This window comes from Marinifilum breve (genome assembly GCF_003202155.1).
Taxonomy (GTDB): Bacteria; Bacteroidota; Bacteroidia; order Bacteroidales; family Marinifilaceae; genus Marinifilum; species Marinifilum breve.
The window spans coordinates 485278-508720 of record NZ_QFLI01000002.1; the positions used below are offsets into that span (position 1 = coordinate 485278).

Annotated in this window: 13 protein-coding genes; 3 read left to right on the forward strand and 10 right to left on the reverse strand. The window is 36.7% G+C overall.

The window, feature by feature from the left end:
- Nucleotides 1-40: 40 nt before the first annotated feature.
- The 10 genes from DF185_RS06100 to DF185_RS06145 all read right to left on the reverse strand — a co-directional run bounded on the left by DF185_RS06100 (nt 41) and on the right by DF185_RS06145 (nt 13122).
- The gene (locus DF185_RS06100; RefSeq protein WP_110359850.1) at nt 41-3391 is read right to left on the reverse strand and encodes a methylmalonyl-CoA mutase family protein; all 3351 of its coding nucleotides are present in this window, start codon (nt 3389-3391) and stop codon (nt 41-43) included.
- A 12-nt stretch (nt 3392-3403) separates the two neighbouring features.
- On the reverse strand, nt 3404-4198 hold the full coding sequence (locus DF185_RS06105) for a (Fe-S)-binding protein (protein ID WP_110359851.1): 795 nt from the start codon (nt 4196-4198) through the stop codon (nt 3404-3406).
- 66 nt (nt 4199-4264) lie between these two features.
- On the reverse strand, nt 4265-5527 hold the full coding sequence (locus DF185_RS06110; RefSeq protein WP_110359852.1) for a 4Fe-4S dicluster domain-containing protein: 1263 nt from the start codon (nt 5525-5527) through the stop codon (nt 4265-4267).
- Nucleotides 5528-5549: 22 nt separating this feature from the next.
- Nucleotides 5550-6518, reverse strand: a complete 969-nt coding sequence (locus DF185_RS06115) for an electron transfer flavoprotein subunit alpha/FixB family protein (RefSeq protein ID WP_110359853.1) — start codon at nt 6516-6518, stop codon at nt 5550-5552.
- A 98-nt stretch (nt 6519-6616) separates the two neighbouring features.
- Entirely contained in the window at nt 6617-7366 is a 750-nt protein-coding gene (locus DF185_RS06120; RefSeq protein WP_110359854.1) for an electron transfer flavoprotein subunit beta/FixA family protein, read from the reverse strand.
- Between the two features lie 68 nt (nt 7367-7434).
- A complete protein-coding gene (locus DF185_RS06125; RefSeq protein ID WP_110359855.1) occupies nt 7435-8574 on the reverse strand; it encodes an acyl-CoA dehydrogenase in 1140 nt (379 codons plus the stop codon).
- Nucleotides 8575-8674: 100 nt separating this feature from the next.
- A complete protein-coding gene (locus DF185_RS06130) occupies nt 8675-9919 on the reverse strand; it encodes a thiolase C-terminal domain-containing protein (RefSeq protein WP_110359856.1) in 1245 nt (414 codons plus the stop codon).
- 21 nt (nt 9920-9940) lie between these two features.
- The gene (locus tag DF185_RS06135; RefSeq protein ID WP_110359857.1) at nt 9941-11269 is read right to left on the reverse strand and encodes a 3-hydroxyacyl-CoA dehydrogenase family protein; all 1329 of its coding nucleotides are present in this window, start codon (nt 11267-11269) and stop codon (nt 9941-9943) included.
- Between the two features lie 133 nt (nt 11270-11402).
- Nucleotides 11403-12176 (reverse strand): enoyl-CoA hydratase/isomerase family protein, encoded by a 774-nt coding sequence (locus DF185_RS06140; RefSeq protein ID WP_110359858.1) that lies wholly within the window; start codon nt 12174-12176, stop codon nt 11403-11405.
- A gap of 238 nt (nt 12177-12414) precedes the next feature.
- On the reverse strand, nt 12415-13122 hold the full coding sequence (locus DF185_RS06145) for a YebC/PmpR family DNA-binding transcriptional regulator (protein WP_110359859.1): 708 nt from the start codon (nt 13120-13122) through the stop codon (nt 12415-12417).
- Nucleotides 13123-13418: 296 nt separating this feature from the next.
- Between DF185_RS06145 and DF185_RS06150 the strand changes: the two genes are divergently transcribed.
- From DF185_RS06150 to DF185_RS06160, 3 genes are all read left to right on the forward strand, one after another.
- Nucleotides 13419-15461, forward strand: a complete 2043-nt coding sequence (locus tag DF185_RS06150) for a hypothetical protein (protein WP_207784592.1) — start codon at nt 13419-13421, stop codon at nt 15459-15461.
- Between the two features lie 716 nt (nt 15462-16177).
- Nucleotides 16178-16747 (forward strand): hypothetical protein, encoded by a 570-nt coding sequence (locus DF185_RS06155; RefSeq protein ID WP_110359860.1) that lies wholly within the window; start codon nt 16178-16180, stop codon nt 16745-16747.
- 411 nt (nt 16748-17158) lie between these two features.
- Nucleotides 17159-23233 carry an NACHT domain-containing protein gene (locus DF185_RS06160; protein ID WP_110359861.1) on the forward strand — a complete coding sequence of 2025 codons (6075 nt, stop codon included), beginning with the start codon at nt 17159-17161 and terminating at the stop codon, nt 23231-23233.
- Nucleotides 23234-23443: the final 210 nt, after the last annotated feature.

The window sequence follows — 23443 nt, forward strand, 5'->3', positions numbered from 1 at the left end:
ATAGTAGAGACGCAAGGCCTTGCGTCTCTACTTATATAATTTACATGTTACGTCTATATTGGCCGCCTACTTCGTACAAGGCATTGGTAATTTGTCCCAATGTGCAATACTTACAAACCTCCATTAACTCAGCAAATATATTCTCATTCTTTAAAGCAGTTTCTTTTAATCTGCATAGAGCTAATTCTGCTTGTTCCTTATGATTCTCCTGAACCATTTCTTTGAACCTTACCTGATTTTCTTTCTCTGATTCATCTGAACGAATCACTTCTTTCGGTTGGACCGTTGGGGAACCAACAGAACTTAAGAAGGTATTCACACCAATAATTGGTAGCTTTCCATTGTGCTTCAAACTCTCGTAATGCAATGATTCTGACTGGATTTTACTACGCTGATACATGGTTTCCATAGCGCCCAACACACCTCCACGCTCGGTAAGTCTATCGAATTCCATCATTACTGCCTCTTCAACTAATTCTGTCAACTCATCGATAATAAATGCCCCCTGCAGTGGATTTTGATTCTTTGCCAATCCCAATTCATTGTTAATAATCAACTGAATGGCCATTGCTCTGCGAACCGATTCTTCAGTTGGTGTGGTTATGGCCTCATCGTAAGCATTGGTATGAAGTGAATTGCAATTGTCGTAAATTCCTGTAAGCGCTTGCAAAGTTGTACGAATATCGTTGAACTCAATTTCCTGCGCATGAAGTGATCTTCCTGAAGTTTGAATATGATATTTCAATTTCTGAGAGCGCTCATTGGCCTTGTACAGGTACTTCATGGCTTTGGCCCAGATGATTCGAGCTACACGACCAATTACTGTATACTCCGGGTCCATTCCATTGGAGAAGAAGAATGACAAGTTAGGTGCAAAATCATCTACATTCATTCCTCTCGAAATGTAATATTCAACCAAGGTAAAACCGTTTGCCAAGGTAAATCCCAACTGACTAATTGGATTGGCTCCTGCTTCAGCAATGTGATAACCTGAAATAGAAACCGAGTAGAAATTCCTTACCTGATTCTGGATAAAATATTCCTGAATATCTCCCATCATCTTCAATGCAAAATCTATTGAGAAAATACATGTATTTTGCGCCTGGTCTTCCTTTAGCATATCTGCTTGAACCGTTCCGCGGACTTTACAAATTGTTTCGGCTTTTATCTTTTCATAGACTTCCTTTGGAAGAACCTGATCACCTGTTACACCAAGCAACATCAATCCCAATCCATTATTTCCTTCCGGAAGATCTCCGATGTATTGTACTCTCTCCTTTTCCTTATAAATTTCCTGAATTTTAGCCTCGATCTCATCTTCCAATCCATTTTCACGAATGTATTTCTCACATTGCTGATCAATGGCAACATTCATAAAATATCCGACTAACATTGGTGCCGGACCATTAATGGTCATGGATACGGATGTTTTGGAATCTACCAAGTCGAAACCAGAATAGAGTTTTTTCGCATCATCTAGTGAAGCAATTGAAACCCCTGAATTGCCAACTTTTCCGTAAATATCTGGACGAATATCTGGATCAGCTCCATATAGGGTTACCGAATCGAATGCTGTTGATAAACGAACCGCAGGTTGTCCCATTGCCAAATAATGGAATCGTTTATTGGTGCGTTCCGGAGCTCCTTCGCCTGCAAACATTCTGGTTGGATCTTCTCCCTCTCTTTTAAATGGAAATACACCAGCTGCATAAGGGAATTCACCTGGCACATTCTCTTTCAAAGACCATTTTACAATATCGCCCCAGCTTTTATAGTCAGGCAAAACAATCTTTGGTATTCTATTGTGAGACAAGGTTTCGGCGTGGGTTTCTACACAAATTTCCTTTCCTCTTACTTTATATTTGAAAATATCTTCCTTGTATCTTCTTACTTTTTCCGCCCAACCATCTACAATATCCTGATGCTTAAAATCTGTTGAAAGTTTGGTAAATTCTTTTTCAATTGTTCTTTGGGCAATTTCATCATCCACCAAATTAGAGGACTTTCTTAAAGCATATAACTGATCCGCTATTTCGGCCTGATCTTCCACTTTTCGGTTGTATTTTCGAACTGTCTCCGAAATATCAGATAAGTAACGAACTCTTGAAGGAGGAACGATTTCAATCTTCTTACTTGCCTCTAATAATGGCTTTCCGTTGATCTCAAACTGCTTCATCCCTTGTTTCCCAAGGAAATTGATTAAAGCATGGTATAAATCGTTAACCCCATGATCATTAAATTGAGATGCAACCGTACCAAACACAGGCATTTCTTCTGGATCCTGATCAAAGAGCATATGATTGCGTTGATATTGCTTTTTTACATCTCTTAATGCATCCTGAGCTCCTTGTTTGTCGAATTTATTGATGGCAACAAGATCAGCAAAATCAAGCATATCAATCTTTTCCAATTGAGTAGCTGCACCAAATTCAGGCGTCATTACATAAAGTTTCACATCGCTGTAATCCACAATTTCAGTATCCGATTGTCCAATGCCTGAACTTTCTAAAAAGATACAGTCAAAATCAGCCGCTTTCATAATCATCAAAGCATCATCCACATGCTTCGATAAAGCCAGATTTGCCCTTCTCGTTGCTAATGATCTCAGATAAATATTGGAATTGTGGATGGCATTCATTCGGATTCTATCACCCAATAAGGCTCCACCACTCTTCTTTCGCGACGGATCAACAGAAAGGATGGCCAATTTCAAATTTGGATAATCGATCTGAAATCTTCGAATTAATTCATCGGTCAGGGATGATTTACCCGCACCACCTGTTCCTGTAATTCCAACAACCGGAGTTTGATTAATTTTTGCATTGTTCTTTAACTTCAAATACAAATCAGATCCTTGAATTTCATCATGCTCTGCCAAACTTATTAAACGAGCCAAAGTATTGATATCAGAGAAGGAAATTTCTTCTATCTTGGGCAAATCAATCTTATTCAGTTGATAATCTGACTGCTCCAAAACTTCATTAATCATCCCTTGCAAGCCAAGATTTCTTCCATCATCTGGAGAATATAGACCTGCAATACCGTAGGCTTCCAACTCTTTAATTTCTTCAGGTAGAATTACACCACCGCCACCTCCAAATATCTGAATGTGTCCAGCATTTTTCTCCTGCAACAAGTCATACATGTACTTGAAAAACTCAATATGCCCCCCTTGATAAGAGCTGATTGCAATAGCCTGAGCATCTTCCTGAATGGCACAATCAACAATCTCTTCTGCAGAACGATTGTGCCCAAGGTGGATGACCTCTGCACCAGAAGCCTGAATGATTCTGCGCATGATGTTTATTGAGGCATCATGACCATCAAATAGTGATGTAGCAGTAACTATTCTTACAGCATTTTTCAGTTTGTATGTGGCAGGTGTGTTCATGATACTTAATTTCTACAATTCAAGTGCTTTCTCTATAATTTCAGCAACATCTAAATTCTGAAGCTCAGATTCCTTATTTTTTAATTTGATACCATCTGTCAACATGGTCATGCAGAATGGACAGGCCGAAGCCACCTTATCCACTTTTCTTTCTATAATTTCCTCTGTTCGTTCTATGTTTACTTCCTTATTTCCCTTTTCAGCCTCCTTAAACATTTGTGCTCCACCAGCACCACAACACAATCCGAAACTTCTGGATCTCTTCAATTCTTTCACATCACCAAACACAGCCTTAACCACATTTCTAGGTGCGTCATAAATCTTATTTCCTCTTCCTAAATAACAAGGATCATGATAAGTGATCGATTCACCCTTAAATGGATTATTTTCCAATTTCAACTTCCCAGCCTGAATCATCTCATCCAAGAACTCTGTATAGTTGATTACATTGTAATTCCCACCTAATTCTGGATATTCATTCTTCAGCGTATTATAACAGTGTGGGCAAGTACAAATGATTTTATCCACTTCATACCCGTTTAATACCTCAATATTTTGCATGGCTTGCATCTGGAATAGCATCTCATTGCCTGCACGCTTCGCAGCATCTCCCGTACAACTTTCTTCTTTCCCAAGAACAGCATAGCTCACCTCCAGGTGATTTAATATTTTGGCAAATGCACGTGCCACCTTTTGATATCTATCATCAAAAGCTCCTGCACATCCAACCCAGTAGAGATATTCCGGTCTTTCTCCTTTAGCCGCCAAGTCGGCCATTACCGGTACATGTAGTTTTTTATCTGTCATTTAATATATTTTTTTTGTTAGAGACGCAAAGCCTTGCGTCTCTACAGTAATATCATTGAATATTTTCTAACCTTCTGTCCATTTCAGGCGATCTTCAGGAGAAAATTGCCATGGTGCACCATTGTTTTCAATATTGGTAAACATGGTATTCAATTCTGCAGGCGCTGCTGCTTCTTCCATCACCAGATACCTTCTCATATCCATAATTAAATTTGGATGACTGATATCAATTGGACATTCCTGGGCACATGCATTACAAGTTGTACAAGCCCAAAGTTCCTCTTCGGTAATGTAATCTCTCAACAAGGACTTGCCGTCATCTTCTCCTTTAATGGCAACCGGACCTTTTTCATCCATTCGCTTTCGTAAATCCACAAATATTTTTCTAGGAGATAATAGTTTCCCTGTGATATTGGCAGGACAAACATCCGTACAACGGCCACATTGCGTACAAGCCAAGGAGTCCATATAATTTTTCCAGCTTACATCCTCTACATCCTTTACACCAAACCTTGCTACTTCTTCACTTTCATCATAAGCAGCTTCTGGATCTAGCATTAGCTTAACTTCTTTTGTAATACTTTCCAGATTTGGATATTTGGTAAGTGGCTCAAGATTGGCAAGAAATACATTCGGAACTGAAAGAAACACATGAAAATGCTTAGAATATGGAAGATAATTTGCAAATACAAAAATCAGTAATATGTGTATCCACCAACCTGGTTCCTGCAACCATCCTAAATCCAAATTAACCAGATTTACAATTGCTGCTGATACTGGATAAACTCCTTCGTATCCATTGAGATGATTACTAATATATCCTACATTAAACGCCAATAAAGAAAGCATTAATAAACCAATAAAAGACAAGGCTATTTGTGCATCCCAATAGGATTTGGATGACATCTCAACTCCTGTAAATCGCTTAATCCGAAGAATACTTCTTCTTAAGCTAAAAGCTACTATAAAGACAACGATTAGCAATGCAAATACATCACCCGAGGCCATTACAAAATCATAAAACCAGCCGGTAAAAGCAAATGATCGCTCCAATCCAAACGCTCCATCAATCACAATCTCAATACTTCCCAGAGTAATTACCAGAAATCCCCAAAACACAAGAGCATGCATTAAACCAATTACAGGCTTTCTGAAGATTTTGGTTTGGCCAAAAGCCACATCCAAGGTGTGTGAAATTCTGGCTCCTATGTTCTTGATCGGATACGATGGCTTAGTCAGTTTAAAGAAAGCCCATAATCGTTTCACCGACCAGGCAAAAACACCCAAGGTAATTGCCAATGAAATAATGAAGAGGATCTGTTTTGTCATTGTTTTTAGAGTTAGTCTTTATTTATGATTTTGAATTCCTAAAAGCCTCCGTTAATCTTGGTAATACATCCATCACATCTCCAACAATACCATAATCGGCTACACTGAATATTGGTGCCTCAGGATCTGTATTAATCGCAACAATGCACTTGCTTCGACTAATACCTGCAACATGCTGAATTGCACCAGATATACCTGCAGCAATATACAAGTTTGGAGCAATCACTTTTCCAGTTTGACCAACATGCTCTTCATGTCCACGCCACCCTTCATCAGAAACGGGACGAGAACAAGCAGTTGCAGCGCCCAATACTTCGGCTAATTCTTCAACAGGCGCCCAATTTTCAGGACTACGCATTCCTCTACCTGCAGAAACCACAACATCCGCATCAGATAGAATCACTTTATCTTTTTGCTCTTCCTCTTCAACAATCTTTACTTTAAACAAGTTTGTATCAATATCTACCGCAAACTCTTCAATAGTGATATCACAAGGATTTTTTACCAAGCCAAAACAGTTTTTCGCAATGGTAAGTATCTTTTTATCAGATTTGATTTGAACATGTCCAAATGCTTTTCCTGAGAAAACTCTTTTCTTCACCACAAATGGTTCTAACGAAACCGGTAATTCTTGCACGGCAGCTACAAGTCCTGCTTTTAATTTAACTGATACTCTAGGAGCAATTGCTTTTCCACTGTTGTTATCAGACAAAACAATTACTTCAGCTCCCACAGAGTCTGCTGCCTTTGCAACAATATCTGCATAAGCTCTACTCGTTAAAGTATTCAGTTGCGGATCACTAACGGTGAGAACTTTATCTGCACCATAGTTTCCTAATAGTTTTAATTCTTCTTCGGCAACCTCTCCAATAGAAAGAACTACCATATTTGTATTTAGCTGATTCGCTAAAGCTTTTGTATATGAAACCAATTCAAAGGTGGAATTCTTAAATTTTCCATTCCAATTCTTGGCAAATGCAATTACAGACATAGGCTAAGTTTTAAATGTTACTACTTAGTTTTAGATTTGAGGTGAAAGCATTTACTATAAATCAATGCAGTCATTCTCAGACCCTTTTCTTTTTTTTATTAAAGCACTTTTGCTTCATTCTTTAGTAAATCAACCAGTTGTTCTGTTGATTCTGAATCAATCATTTTACATGCCCCTTTTTCTTGTGGCAATTCAAACTTTATCGATTCAGTTAAGACTTCCAGTTCTGCAGCTGGTTTTACCTCTAGAGGCTTCTTACGTGCCATCATGATACCACGCATAGATGGAATCCTTGGTTCATTGGCAATCCCTTTTTGTACAACTGCAACAAATGGAGTTTCAGTTTTAATTACTTGCTTTCCTCCTGGAATTGCACGATTTACTTGAATGTCATCATCATCTAGGTTCACTGAAGTAACTGATGAAATTCCCGGATAATCCATAAACTCTGCAATCATGGCTCCAACAGAGGATCCATTATAATCGCTCGATTCAATACCACTAAAGATGATATCAAATGGATTCTCCTTTAGATATTCTGCAATTTGCCCCGCTACATGATAAGCATCTGCAGGACATGCATCAATTCTTACTGCTTTGTCAGCACCAATAGCTAAAGCTTTTCTTAAAGTCGCATCTGCACTTGCACCCCCAACGTGGATTACACATATTTCATTCACTGAATTACCAGCATCTTCCTTTAGTTCCATGGCACGAGTCAATGCCAACTCATCCCAAGGATTAATGATCCACTGTACACCAGAGTCATCAAACAGGCTGTCTCCCTCTTTAAATTTAACTTTAGTGGTTGTATCTGGAACATTACTTATACATACTAATATTTTCATAAGCGATCATTTTTATATATGAGATAAGAGAAATAGCAGATTCCTTTCTCTTTTATTTTTTCAAATTTTTAATCCACCAAACCTCTTGAAATTACAATCTTTTGAATTTCTGAAGTTCCTTCATAGATCTGCGTTAACTTGGCATCTCTCATCAATCTTTCAACATGATATTCTTTCACATAGCCATATCCGCCATGAATCTGAACTGCTTCCGTAGTAACTTTCATAGCTGTTTCGGCCGCATATAGTTTAGCCATTGCACTTGCATGTCCGTATGGTTTACCCTGATCTTTCAGCCAAGCCGCTTTTAAGCAGAAAAAACGAGCAGCCTCAATTTCCGTAGCCATATCCGCTAGTTTGAAGGCAATTGCCTGGTGGTTTATAATTTCTTTTCCGAATGTTTTTCTTTCCTGAGCATATTTCAGTGCCAACTCATAGGCTCCCGAAGCAATTCCCAATGCCTGAGATGCAATACCAATTCTTCCTCCTTCAAGGGATTTCATTGCGAATTTGAATCCGAATCCTTCTTCTCCCAGTAAATTCTCCTTTGGCACTTTTACATTGTTGAACATTACCGAATGGGTGTCGGATGCACGCATTCCCATCTTGTTCTCATGTGGTCCAACCGAGATTCCTTCCGAATCTGCTTCCACAATTAATGCATTTATTCCCCTGTGCTTTAATTCAGGGTGAGTTTGAGCGATTACAATATAGGTAGAAGCAGATTTCCCACTTGTAATCCAATTTTTTGTTCCGTTTAGCAAATAATGATCTCCCATATCAACAGCGGTGGTACGCTGAGATGTAGCATCCGATCCCGCTTCAGGTTCTGATAAAAGGAAAGCACCAATCTTCTCTCCACGAGCCATTGGCTTTAAATATTTTTGCTTCTGCTCTTCGGTTCCATACTTTTCAACCCCCCAACAAACCAATGAATTATTCACCGACATGATTACAGAAACCGATGAGTCAATCTTAGAAATTTCTTCCATGGCCAATACATAAGAAATGGTATCCATTCCTCCTCCATCATAATCAAGACCAACCAACATTCCAAGAAAACCAAGTTCTCCAAGCTTCTTTACTTGCTCAGTTGGATATATCGCTTTTTCGTCTCGTTCAATTACTCCAGGTAACAATTCTCTTTGAGCAAAATCCCGAGCCGCATCTCGAATCATCAATTGTTCTTCGGTGAATTCAAAATTCATAGTGTTTGTTTTTAGGTGTGATTAAATCAGCCAATAGCCGTTAGCTTTTGGCCATTAGCTGATTTGTATTATTTCTACTTCATTTTATTCTTTTTAATTTCTACTCTCCTCTCTTGTAAACAATTGCCACAAGAGATTTATCATCTCCCCCCATATTTACGGTCATACCGTAAGGTCTGTCTTCTTTCATTTCAATTTGAGCATCGCCAGCTTTACCTGTTAATTGTTCCCAAATTGTAACTGCCTGATGCACTCCGGTAGCTCCTGTTGGGTGTCCCCAACCAATAAGACCACCTGTTGTATTAAATGGCACCTTACCACAGCGTGATGTATGTCCTTCCAATACAAAATCTACACCCTTGCCTTCTTCTGCAAAACCAATGGCTTCAGCACCCATGATACCAGCAATTGAGAAACAGTCATGAACTTCAACCGTTCCAATCTGATCCACTGTAATGCCAGCCATTTCCATAGCTTTGGCAGCAGCAGCCTTCATAGTAGTCAAACAAGTCATGTTCTCAGGTTCTTGAGTGATATCAGAAGCAGCCTGACCAATACCTACAATTTCCACTGCATCCTTTGGATCAATTCCAACATTCTTCAAACCTTCTTCTGATACAATCGCGATTGCTGATGCTCCGTCAGAAACTTTTGAACAATCGGAATAGTTCAGATGATCAACAAACTTCTTAGGGTTCAATGGCATTTTTGCCGTTCCCTCAAGATCCTTGCTTTTATTATGGAATTCCTGAGCCGTTTCGCATAAACGAGCATTTTCGATGGCATTGCAATACCACTTTGCCATAGCTTCCCTGGTCTTTTCCTTACCAAACTTTTCGTAATAAGCTCCTGCTCTATTACTAAATACACCTGGGAAGAAATAAGCATGACCATCTTTTCTGGTCTTCATCCAGCCAGCACCTGCCAACACATCGGCACCATACATGGCTTTCATGGTGTTCTGCACCTCGAAACCAACAGCCAAAACAACATCTGCAGTTTCAGCCAAAATCGATTTTATTCCACTAGCCAATGCCAAGCCACCTGAAGCACAGGCTCCTTCAACACTAATGGCAGGTTTGTTCTTCAAACCTTCATCAATCATTGGTAAAAATGCTGGTAAATTGGCCTGCTTGTTAAATCGAGATGCCATAAAGTTTCCAATTACTCCTTCATCTACCTTTTCAGCACCACCAATCATTTTCAATGTAGCCTGTCCAGCTTCCTTGATGTAATGCTCCAAATCAGGACGTGGCTTTTTCGGGTGAAACTCTTTTCGGCCGGTTCCCATTGAAACTGTATTGTAACCAGCTACCATATATACTTTTTTGCGTAAAGCTTTCATTGTTGTGTTTGTTAGTACTTTTTAGAAATAATCGTTAATTGGCCCGTAAGCATGGAAAAATCCTGTTTCCAATACTGTATTTACATCATCAGCTGAAGCTGCAACCTCTGTATCAACCAGCATTTGACCGATTGCCTTAGAGTTCTGTCCGTATGCTACTGCAAGGTTTGCCCCTACACTATCAATTTGATGTAGTTCCTTGAAGAATTTCTCCAAATATTCAGCCTTGTTCTTATCTCTCACAACTGTTTTCCAGTAGATTTTCAATGTTGGCAACTCACCCATTTTTGCTGCACAATCCATTTCAATATCTTCTTTAGAAACATATTTTCCAGTACCAAAATCATATACGTGTGTGATTCTGCCTTTTTGATATTTGAAAACACCATCCTTTTGTGATCCATCAGCATACTGTCCACCCTTCACTTCTCTATCAAACAGTTCATTTAATACACTATGCGATAAAGTTTCATTTGGGAAAGAAGGCTGCATGCTGGCCAAAATAAATTTGGTAACATCCACTCCAACGTAATCGATTAACTGGAAGATACCCATTGGGCGAACCAATAAATCTCTACTAATGGTATCGATCATGAAGAAAGCTTTTGCCCATCCTTCAGTCTCCGCCAATTTTTGAGCTTGATTTAAAGCATACAAAGCATCGCGCATGAAGTGACCATTACCAATAAAACCAGCAACATCTTTCGATGGAACGATAATTTTACGCATCGATTTTGCCAATGCAATCGAGAATTCATTCAATTCATCTCCCGTATTATCACACTTGATGATTTCCAATAATTTCTGAATTACAGGAGGGTTATAGAAATGGTATCCAACGATATCTCCATTCAAGCCAGCTTCCTTTTCAATCTCTCCAATTGGAATAGAAGAAGTATTGGTAAGGAACCAAGCATTTGGATTATTTTGTTTGATTTGAGAGAACAATTTAACCTTAAGGTTTTTGTCTTCCTTAATTGCCTCAAAAATCAACTCCGATTCATAAGTAGTTTCAATTCTGGTAGAAGTTTGAATCATAGCCATCACATCTTCAACAAATTGATTGATGACATCTTCATTGTCAACAAGATTTTCCTTATCGGCATACCAGTCACGTAGCTCTACAATATTCTTTTCTGCATGTTTCAGCAACTGAGATCTAACATAGCCTAATAAGTTTACCAAAGCAGGCTGCGATACATCAATCGCATTTAATACAAATTGTTCGTTTGATTTTTTGCCAATTTTCAACTTGGCCATTTCGAATGAAAGTAATACCAGAATTCCACTACCCATTTTACCAGCAGCTCCCAATACACTCACATTTTTCATTTTAGGGACTAAATCCATACGTTTATTGTTTTATTTAATTTTCTTAATCAGTTCATGGTGTAATTCACCCAATTGAGTCAACTTTAAAAACCCATCATCACTACCTACAAATCCCCTTTACGGCGATAAGCTTCCCCACTAAAATTGAATGTTACCAATTAGGCTGACGCTTCTCCAAGAAGGCATTAACTCCCTCTTCGCGTTCTTTTTGATCTTCCTTGAACAATCTACCGAACTCTTTCGATTCCATTTTACCTGCATCTTTGCTATTCAGCTCTAGTCCTTCACGTACCATCTCTTTTACAAGGCGCAATGCATTCGGACTTTTACCCGCAATCTTTTCAGCAAGTTTTATGGTATCTTCCAGAACCAGATCTGGTTCAGATAGTTTCTGAACAACTCCCAGGTTGTAAGCTTCCTGAGCTGTTATTCCTTCTCCAAGCATCATTAAATACATGGCATTACCAGCTCCAACCAATCTAGGCAAACGTTGCGTTCCATTAAATCCAGGAATCAATCCCAGGTTGACCTCAGGCAAACCCAAGCGGGCTTTTTCACTTGCAACTCTAATATCACAAGCTAATGCCAATTCCAATCCTCCCCCAAGAGCAAATCCATTAATGGCTGCAATTACGGGAATTTCCAAATTCGCAATCAGATCGAATACTCGTTTGCCTGTTTCAGAAAAATCGTAGGCATTTTGTGGAGAGTATTCCTGCATGGCCTTGATATCAGCTCCAGCAATAAAGGCTTTACCTTCTCCAGTAATGATTAACACTCGAATGTCATTCACATTCTCGCTTTCCAAAAAGCAAGTTAAATCCTTAAAAACCTCTTCATTTAAGGCATTTAAGGCTTTAGGACGATCAAGAGTTAGAATCCCAATTCTATCTCTTTTTTCAAATTTTAAATAATTGTACTTCATAGGTGTGAGTAAGACTTTTTTTCATCTACATATTTAAATATAATAAAAACTCTTAACTCTCAAAAGCTAATTTATCATGCATTCAACCAATTAGCCTACACCACCTAGATTTACAGGGCTTTAGAGATATTAAAAAAATCAAAAAAAGACCTCTTATTCTTTTAATGACTTTTTAAAATAAAAAACCCGATTCAAGTTTGAACCGGGTTAACTATAATAAGAAATAAACTTTCTTTACTTAAGCCATGTTGTGATATACGTTTTGTACATCATCGTTATCTTCTAACTTTTCCAATAACTTTTCAACATCAGCCACCTGATCTTCAGGCAACTCTTTGGTATCCATTGGAATTCTTTCGAAACCAGATGAAATCACAGTCATGTCATTCTCTTCAAGGTAAGCTTGAATTTTACCGAAATCAGTAAACTCGCCATAAAGCATAACACCATCTTCTTCTGCAAATACTTCTTCTACTCCAAGATCGATCAATTCGAATTCTAATTCTTCGATATCGTATTCTTTATTTTCAATTTTGAAGTGACACTTGCGCTCGAACATAAATTCAACGCTACCAGCAGTACCTAAACTACCTTTGCATTTGTTAAAGTATGAACGAACATCTGCTACTGTTCTGGTATGATTATCAGTTGCTGTTTCAACAAGAATAGCGATACCATGTGGTGCGTATCCTTCGTAAACAATCTCTTTGAAATCCTTCTGCTCCTTTGAAGAAGCTTTCTTAATGGCACGCTCAACATTATCCTTAGGCATGTTTGCTGCCTTAGCATTTTGAATAACCGCACGCAAACGAGCATTAGTTGACGGATCAGGGCCACCTTCTTTTACTGCAATAACAATATCCTTCCCAATTCGGGTAAAGGCTTTGGCCATCTTATCCCAACGCTTCATTTTACGCGCTTTTCTAAATTCGAATGCTCTTCCCATAATTTATGTATAAAATTTTTCCGCAAAAATAACACATGTAATTCAATCTGTGAAACGAATCTGGAATTTTTATTGCTCAATTTGTAACACTATACACAAAGTTTAAACTGAGATTGCTCATTGTTTACGGGTGAGCGATTTCTTATCTTAGCCCTGTTAATTCAATAATTATACCGATTTGTTTCTAAAATGTCACATTGCTTCGTTTCTCTCGCACTGCCCCTTTAGAAATCTATCGGCATAATACTAACGATATTGTTGCATTAAAATAGTATTAGATAACAAAACCTAAATCAATGAAGAAAATTTTTATTCTTTGTGCTGCATTTTTAACTTTAGTATCAACTACTAATCAAGTTATTGCAGAAAAGAAGGCAGAAACCTCTAACATTACTGCCGAAACCATCAAATCGACTATTGAGGAGTTGAGCGCCAATTGTTTGGATAAAGCTTTACTTGAGAAAGGCGTAAAACACGCTGCGAGTCTTTGGCGCATGAGCGACGGAACAGAAGCAGATTTTAAGAACTTCTGTAAGAAAAGCTATATCGCCAATAAGGCGGAAAAAGAAGTTGTGTTCCAAAAAATTTCAAGAAACCTTGAGATCATCACAGGACACTTCAACAAAATTACTCTGGATTTATTGGAGCCTGTTCATTTGAATACCTTCGAGCAGCACCCTATCGACAATGCTTTTGGTGCTTACAGCGTTGGTTCGCACTGGATGAACGATTTCTACAACAACAAAATTGCTTTCACCATTGCATTGAACTTTCCATCGTTTAGCCTGGCTGAGAAAGAAGCCAATGCTAAAAACTGGACTCGCGAAGAATGGGCATACGCTCGTTTGGGTGATTACTTTACTGCTAGAGTTCCTTCGGAATTGTTACAAGCAGCCGGAACAGCTGCTGCAGGTTCTGATGTGTACATCGCAGACTACAATATTTATGTAGGTCATCTTACTGATAAGAAAGGAAACCGTTTCTTCCCTGAAGATAAGGTATTGCTTTCTCATTGGAACCTTCGTGATGAAATCAAAGCCAACTATGCCAACAAAAAAGATGGTTTAGACAAGCAAAAGATGATTTACCAGGTGATGAAGAGAATCATCTCTCAGGAAATCCCTGAAAAGGTAATCAACTCGGGTGATTTCGAATGGGATCCATACACAAACGTGGTTTACAAGGCTGGGAAAGCTGTTGATGCAACTCCGGAACCAAACGAAAGATATCAGCAAATCCTGAATAACTTCCACGCAAACAAAGCGATCGATCCTTACTATCCAGATCAGAACACTTTCATCAAGAGACAATACGATGGTGCAAAAGAGATATCTGCGGAAGCAACTGAAAAGATTTTCTCTGCATTCTTAAGCTCTGAGGAGACCAAAAAAGTAGGTAAACTAATCCAGAAGAGATTGGGTCGTAAGTTACAGCCATTCGATATTTGGTACGATGGTTTCAAGGCTCGTAGCGGAATGGATGAGTCGAAACTAGATGCACAAACCAGAGGTTTGTATCCTAATGCTGCTGCATTGGAAGCTGATTTGGCTAACCTATTGGTAAAATTGGGTTACGACAAGGAAAGAGCTCAGTGGTTGGCAGACAGAATTGCTGTTGATCCTGCAAGAGGTTCAGGTCATGCTTGGGGTGGTGCTGCCAAAGGTCAGAAAGCACACTTGCGTACCAGAATTGGAGCAAAAGGTATGGATTACAAGGGTTACAACATCGCGATCCACGAGTTTGGACACAATGTTGAGCAAACCATCTCGCTATATGATGTTGACAACTTTGTAATGAATGGTGTTCCTAACACTGCATTTACCGAGGCATTGGCATTTATCTTCCAGAAGCGAGATATGTTGCTATTGGACGTTAAAGATGATACCCCACAAAAAGAAGCTTTAAAGAAATTGGATCTTTTCTGGAGTGCTTACGAAATTATGGGTGTTTCGTTGGTAGACATTCGCATGTGGAGATGGTTGTATGCTAATCCTGATGCTACTGCTGCTGAATTGCGCGATGCTACCATGGATATCGCGAAAGCGGTTTGGAACGAGTTCTACGCTCCTGTTTATGGTGTGAAAGATCAACCAATTTTGGCTGTTTACTCGCACATGTTGAACAGTCCGTTGTACCTATCGAACTATGCATTTGGTAATGTAATTGAGTTCCAATTGGAGCAACAATTAAAAGGAAGAAGCTTCCCTGCTGAGGTTGATCGTATCTTTAAGCAAGGTCGTTTAACTCCTAACCAATGGATGGTTGAGGCTACCGGTAACGATTTATCGGCTGAGCCATTGTTGAATGCGGCTAAAGAGGCATTACAAGAATTAAAGTAAGATATTAGTGATGGCTTTTGGCCATTGACATTATAGAATTGAAGGTCATCTCGAAAGGGATGGCCTTTTTCTTTATTAACACCTCATTCTATCTTTCTCCTAAAGAGCTATTCTTTGCACAACTTCCTCTCCTCAAGGAGAGGATTGAGGTGAGGTGATTGGGCTATTGTTACACCGATTTGCAATATTAATTACCTCATCCCCTAACCCCTTCTCCTTAATGAGAAGGGGAATGCAGTGCAAATAAATAACGATCCTAAATTTTTCTTTGCACTACTTCCTCACCTCAAGTAAAGGGTTGAGGTGAGGTGATTTAAACAGGTAGTTTCTTTCGGTGGACATTTATTTAGAATGAAAATAAACAAAGCATTATTCCTTTGGTTTTCAAAACTATAATTCATTAACATATTCACCTCTTCTTTTGTATGTATTTATGTTACACTAAAAACACCATAGGTATAGTACAGAAATAGCGAAGGAATAGCGAAGAAGTAGCACAGGTATAAACAGTCCACTTAGGAGGATGTTATTGTTTAATTAGATTGCTCGTTGTGTTGATGAATATTCATTTGGAATTTTGTTGGTGCTAAAGTCTGACTGTTGACATTTTATGATTTCATTGAGACCTTTGTCATGTATATGAGTGTGTTAGTCAGGATTATTTGAACGCTGACACCCAACATCTAGAAATTGATTATAACAAAAAAACAGGAAATATGGCTATTGTAAAAAGAAATTTAATCACAACGGGCTTGAGTGGAAAATTAGGAAAAAACCTTGTGTTTAGACAACGTAAAGGAAAGACCATTTTATCGGTAGCAGCTCATTTTTCGGGGAAACGATCCATTGCACAAGAGCAACAAAAAGACCGATTTAAAAAGGCCACCCTATATGCGAACATACAAAAGCACAATCCTGAATTGATGGAAGAATACAATAAGGTAGCTAAGGAAAAAGGGATATATAGCGGCTATAACTTGGCGGTATCGGATTATTTTCACCCTCCTACTATTGAAAAAGTAAGTACCAGGAGTTATCATGGTGAAATTGGGGATATCATTGAAATTATTGCATTAGATGATTTTAAGGTGAAGCGTGTTGAGCTTGAAATTTATAGCAGTGATGGAAACTTAACTGAAAAAGGCCAAGCCTATGAATATGATGAAAATGGCAAATGGCATTATGCTGCCAATGTAGCCAACTCGGAATACAAAGGAAATAAAATAGTTGTAAAGGCTTTTGATTATCCCGAAAATGAAATGGCTAAGGAAGTTGTACTGGATTAATTCTGCTTACGAAATAAAAGCTCCAGCCAACAGGAATTGCCATTTACCAAGATCGATTTTTGAGATATTATAATTGATACTTCCCTCAGGTATCATAAGCAAATTGACGCACTCTACAGATTATACTATAAATTAGATTATGCATTCCTTTGAATAAATATTATTGTTTTGTAAATTACCAATCGATTTTATAAAAGGTGCACAATACACCCCATATAGGTCAGTATTGTGCACCTTTTTAATTTGAGATAAGAAAAATATGTGCACCAGTGCATATATAAAGAAGTTGTATGCCATGCAAAAAAGCCAACGCACAAATAGCACATTTGGTTTTTGCCGACACACACCAAACGCTTAAAAAACCAAAAGAGCTATTTTTTAGCCAACGCCCAATAAAAAGACAATTAACAAATGAATAAAGAAATAGTATCAGCAAGTGGAGAAAGAGCAGCAATGGGAGGTTATTTGCCTCAATTTGATGAGTTCGCTTGGTTCGTATATTTGAATCTGGTAAATAAAAAACTTGAATGGATAAGAATTGCAGATCCCAAAGCTGAAAAACTTGATGATATCCAATATTCTACATTTTCAGAGATTCATGCTTATCAAGTAAAATGGACTATTGCTGATGCGAATATATCATTTGCAAATTTTACCGACCTTTTACCACTAATTACTACTAGTTGGAAAAATTTAAAAAAAGATAATCCTGGGAAAAAAATAATTCCTCATTTAATCACTAACAAACCGACTTCCTCCCATGATAGTTTGAAGGATGGAGAAACTAAAATTGGCTCATTTGTGGATTTTATTTCTGAAGTTTGGTTAAAAATCAAGTCGAATCAATCAATTGATGATAAGTGGAAACCGATTCTTGAGGATCTCAAAAAAATCTCAAATCTTAATGAATCTGAATTTAAAGAATTTATAATTTGTTTTGATTTTCAATCCGACTACAAACAAAAACAGTTTAGTGTAAGTAATATTAAATACTCTAAAGAAGATGATGACCTTCAGCAGATTAGTCGATTTATTATTGAAAAAGTTGCAAGTCCTGAAAGAGTAGTTGAATTTAATCGCCAAGAAATAATTAACGAATTAGGTTGGTTTGACAGATTTAAAACTATTTTCAATCACGAATTAATAGTTGATAGACAAAGATACCAACCTATTCAATCGACAATTGATTTATTAAATTCAAAACTAGCTGAATACGAAAACGGATATCTGTTTTTACAAGGTGGTCCAGGTTCTGGTAAATCTACCTTATTGAATCAATGGTCCAAAGGTTTAAAAACACGAATAGTAAGATATTATGCTTTTGATTTTGTCAATCCATCTTCTCATTTAAACTTTTATGAAAGGGGAAATGCTACTCATCTCTTCTTTGATTTAGTTTTTCAATTAAAAGAAGCAGGAATATATAAAAGAAACATACTTCCATATAAAGATTTACTTTTTTTGAAAGAAGTATTCAATGAGCAATTAAGAGCAATTGGACAAGACTATATAGCAGGCGGTCAATCAACCATAATAATAATTGATGGTTTAGATCATGTGCCTAGAGAATACAAATCAACAACGAATAGTTTCTTGCGAGAACTGCCTTTGCCTTCTTCTCTCCCAGAAGGGGTTTTCATTATTTTGGGAAGTCAATCGTACGAACTTGAAGACATTCAACAAGAGATTAAAACTGAATTTCAGAAAGGAGACAGAACAGTTCAAATTGATTCACTTAAAAAGGAAGAGGTCCATAAATACATTGATGCTCTTGATTCTTCAATTCAACTTAGTAGCTCTCAAAAGCTGCAAATATTTGAAAAATCACAAGGACATCCACTATACTTATCTTACTTAATTGGAAAAATCAATACAACCGATTCTATTGACGATACAATTGAATCTTTTGAAGTAATTGATGGCAGCATTGATAATTACTATAAAAAAATATGGGAACCAATCCAGCAAGATGATAGCTTGATTCATTTCTTGGGATTGATTGCAAGGATTAATGGCTCAATCAATCTTCAGTTCATTCAAGAATGGGGATTTGAACGAAGTATTTTAAAATCATTCAAAGAAAAGGCTAGAGCCCTTTTTAATGAAACAGAAAAAACTTTGTCTTTCTTTCATAATTCATTTAAGCAATTCCTTCTTCATTACACTTCATTAGACTATTTAACTGATGAATTTGATCCAAAAGAAAATCTTGTTTATCACAATCATCTTGCTGGTTATTATGCAATATCAAAGGTGGAGAAATCATGGAAACAAAATCACCATCTTTTTCAAGCAAAGGAATATGATAAGTTTATTTCTGAAGTTACTCCAGATAGTTTTACAGACCAGTTGTTAAACTTCAGACCAGTAGAAGATATAAAACAGGATGCAAAATTAGGAATTGAAATAGCCCGACAAACTAAGGATATAAAAACTCTCACAAGATATCTATTTTCATTAGCAGAAATTGAAAGAAGGCTGTTTAATATTGATCCCGCATCATTTACAGAAGAGCTCTTAATTTTAGACAAAATTGACATAGCACGAGATTACCTAAGAACAGGTAATACTCTCCATTGTAGCCCATCTTATGCCTTAAAGGCATCTCGCTTGTTTATTGAATATGATTGTAAATATGAAGGAGTTACTTTGTTCAATTTAGCCTATCCAGAAATCATTACAGATTCCGGGATAGCTATTGATGATTCACATAGGTATGAAGAAATAAGAGACGCTTTGGAGGAATGGATATATACATCTCCTCATTTTGAAACAACGGAAAACATTTTATCGAAAATTGAAAATATAAGCTTTGAGAATAACACACGAAAAAATAGATTTGAGGAAAAAGAAGCCGATCTATTTTTAAGGTTACTTGCTAATCTTGGTTATAGTTTAATAGATCAAAATAAATGGGATGATTTTAATAATGTCATTGAAAAAATAGATACTACTAGTTCAAAAGGTAGAAATTCACTATTCCAACTTTTTCAGTATGGTATTGAAAAATGTCTTGATTTAAATGATAGTAGTCGTGCAAATCAATATCTATCATTATTGACAACTCATTTCACAAAAGAAAAGACCAAATCAATTGGTAAAATATATATATCAGATTTGGTATATAAAGTCACCAGAGATATTGACGAAACGTTTAGTTGGATCAAAGATGTTCAACAACCATCAAATGTAGGTAATAAAGATCGACTAGGCTATGATGATTCCTTAGAAGCTTTTATTCCATTAATCAAACTGAACAAATTACTGAACCTATGCAGTAAAGGAGTTTCAATTACTTCTGCTATTCCATCTGTTGAGCAAGGCACTGATGAAGAAGTGTTAGTGGAATTTGAAAGAATGCTATGTCTTACATCTCAAATTCTAAGTGATGGAATTCTTAAAAACACATTCTCGGGTGATATAACAAGGAGAGTTTATCCTATCGTCCGATTTTATTATAAAGAGATTTCCCACCGAAACAATTATTGGTATAAACTTACACAATCAAAAGGGCAATATTTTGATTTTTTGATTTCCGCAGTATCAGAACTGGATTCTGAAAGTTTAAATAACTTGGGAGATTATTTGTTTAATGAGTTTCTAGAGAACCCGAAATATTGGAGTGCCAGCATCCAGCGGAAAATTATTAAATCCCTTTTGAATAATGGGTTTGATACTGAAAGAGCAGTAGTACAGTTAAGATCTTTGGAAGATTACATGTTAGATGATCATGATATAGATGGTCGTATAACTGAGTGTTTGGCACATTCAAAGGTATGGTTCCTTTTGGGTGAATTGAAGGAAGGTGAAAAATGGCTTAAACAAGCTATTCAGGAATCAATAGGAGTAGGTTATAGAAAAGATTATCAATTCAGCACATGGATTGCATGGCTAAGAAAAATAAATCTAAAGGATCCATCAAATGCACCAGCAAGGATAAAATGGTTCTTATCTCATTTAAATCATATAAAGGAGACTACTGAAGGCAGAGCCTATTGGAACGCCTCTGAAGAATTATTAGAAGTTACATTTGAACATAGCTTATATGATGGTCTTGAACAAACAATCTGGCAATTGGATCACGACTTAATCGACTTCAAAGATTCAATGTCTCTTTTTATAGAATATTTTGTCAAGCGAGTTAAAACTAAAGGGGAGTTTGATAGTATTATTCAGTTATATACTGATTTGCACTTACTTCTATCAGAATCTGCAGACACTTCTCTACTTAAACATATTTTGATTAAAGGAGATGAAGTATTAGAGGAAAAGTTTTTAGAGAAATATGTTCAAAAAATAATTTCTGCTATAAATATTAAAGCATACGAAGAAAACAGATATTATTTGCTTACTGAAATTGATGATTTCTTTTCATCAAAAGGATTAAGAATAGAAGATTATTATTCGGCTTTTAAAATTCCAACAAAAAAAGAAAGAGATAGTTCATCACATTCTACGAATACCTTAGTGTTAAAAGAAAATCACGAAAGAATTGAAGAAAGCAAAGTTCTTGAACAAATTGTAACTTTTGATGATTTCAAAAAAATTGTTCAAGAAGAAGATCAAGCCAATTCATTTTTTAATTGGTCAAAAGTTATAGAAAAAATTACTCCATTGTTGTCTTCAACTCAAATTGAAGAAGTTGTCAATATAGCTAGACTCGGAAGAAAAGAGTCAGACTTCTATGCCAAATTAAGCGAGGCTGCTTTTGAACTAGGAGCTACAGACCTTGCCACAAGTCTAGCCAACAAAAGTATTGAATTATCTAGTGAATCTGGATGGGTTAAATATTATGATGGTGGTACTAGAATCAATGCTTTTAATTCATTGAAAAAAATCAACCCAACACTTTCTGCTGATAAAGCATTTGAAGTATTTGCTCATGACGTGGTAAGCGGAAATTATCCAAGTTCTTATATCGAACATCTTGAAGACATAGTTCCGTTACTAGATGAAAACCATAATGAAGAAGAACTATGGAATGAAATATATGGTTATCTACAGAGGTTAATGTCAAATAGTAAACCAGTTGAGGATTTGCCAACATTCTTGTCAACTAAGCAACCAATTCTGGAAACGTTGGTAAATTATTTAGTGTACCTATCCGAGAGTCCTGTCTCCTTGATTAAGGAACAATCGATTATACTTCTAGCGAAATTTATTAATAAGAACAATGAATATGCTTTGACTCAATTAATAAATGGTAGATTAGATGATTACATTTCAATGGATGTAATAATGGCATTAACTGAATTAAACTCTTCAATGATTTATGAAGTCAAATCAAAAATTCAAGACCTAGCCTTATCAAATGATTATCTAATAAGAAAATATTCGAAACATATACTTAGCGAACTAGGAGAAGATGTTCCTATCCCTAAAAGGATTAATCTACGAAGCATATATTTTTTAGAAATTCCCGAACCTACAAAACTAGGAATTAAAAAAGAGACACATCCCTATTTCCCAGAGGTTGATATTAATGATCCAAGAGACCTAATAAGACCGTTTGAGTTTTTAATAAGAGTTTTATCCGAAGAATCTGGGATTGAAGAATTCAACCTTATTTATAGGGCTCACTCTATCATGAAAGAAATCGGTAAAGAAGAGGAATGGACTGTTGAGTACGAAAAGGAACTGAGAAGTCATTTAGAAGAGATTTATTTAAAATATTCTTACCCAAGACCTAGGGTGATTACTGCTCGAAGAGCAATAATGCATGTCACTAATGAATTAATCGATTCAGAAACTATTAATGATAGGAGAATTCAAAATCTTTTAATATCACATGATTATACTGTTCAATTTTTTGATGAAATAGAAAAACCAGAATTCATTCAAACGATTAAAGAAAGAGATTTTGGAGGTGTTGGCAATGACTGGTTGGAGCGTATAAGTGATTCGAAAAGGCTAAACGAGACACTATTAGACTATAATGAAAACTTCAAGATTATAGGAGAATACAATCAAGTTAAAAATTTAGATTGGGGTTCGCCAACTGAAGAATATATGTATCAGATTGCTATTAATGATGAGTTTGATAAAGAAGATAGTTATATTTTTGGTTCTGTTTTACACAAATTAAGCAGCAATTATCATGACTTAAGTGGTGCAGGGCATTTTATTATTGTAATTAGAGATCATAGGTATAATCAATTTGATTTAAAATCTAATTGGATAGCTTTTAATCCTGATTTAGCAAGATATTTAGGATGGGAACCTGAACCTACAAAATTATTTGCATGGAAAAACTCTCAAGATGAATTAATGGCAGAATCAATTTATTGGTCAAATGGGAACATCCAGATGACACCTCGTAAAGATGGAGAAGTCGGGGAAGGTTGGTTGGTTATAGTTTCAGTTGAGGGATTAGAACAGATAAAATCAATCGAGCAAAACTTGTTTCTTCAAAAAAAATTAAAACGATCAAAATATGAAGATTCTGTTCTTATAGATAATCAAATATTTGATACGAAAAGAATTTAAAGATGAGCCCCAACGCTTACATCCATACACATTGCCAAGTCGCTCAAGGCAAACACACAAGCCAAAACTTGCCAAAGAGTATGGCTGCTCCAACGCTGATTGAAAAGAAAGCACAGGCATACAACAATGTGTCATATGTCATTGGGCAGTTAGTGATAAATTGAACATGAGAACAATTAATAAAGATAGTAGCGGTTTGAAAGTGAAGTG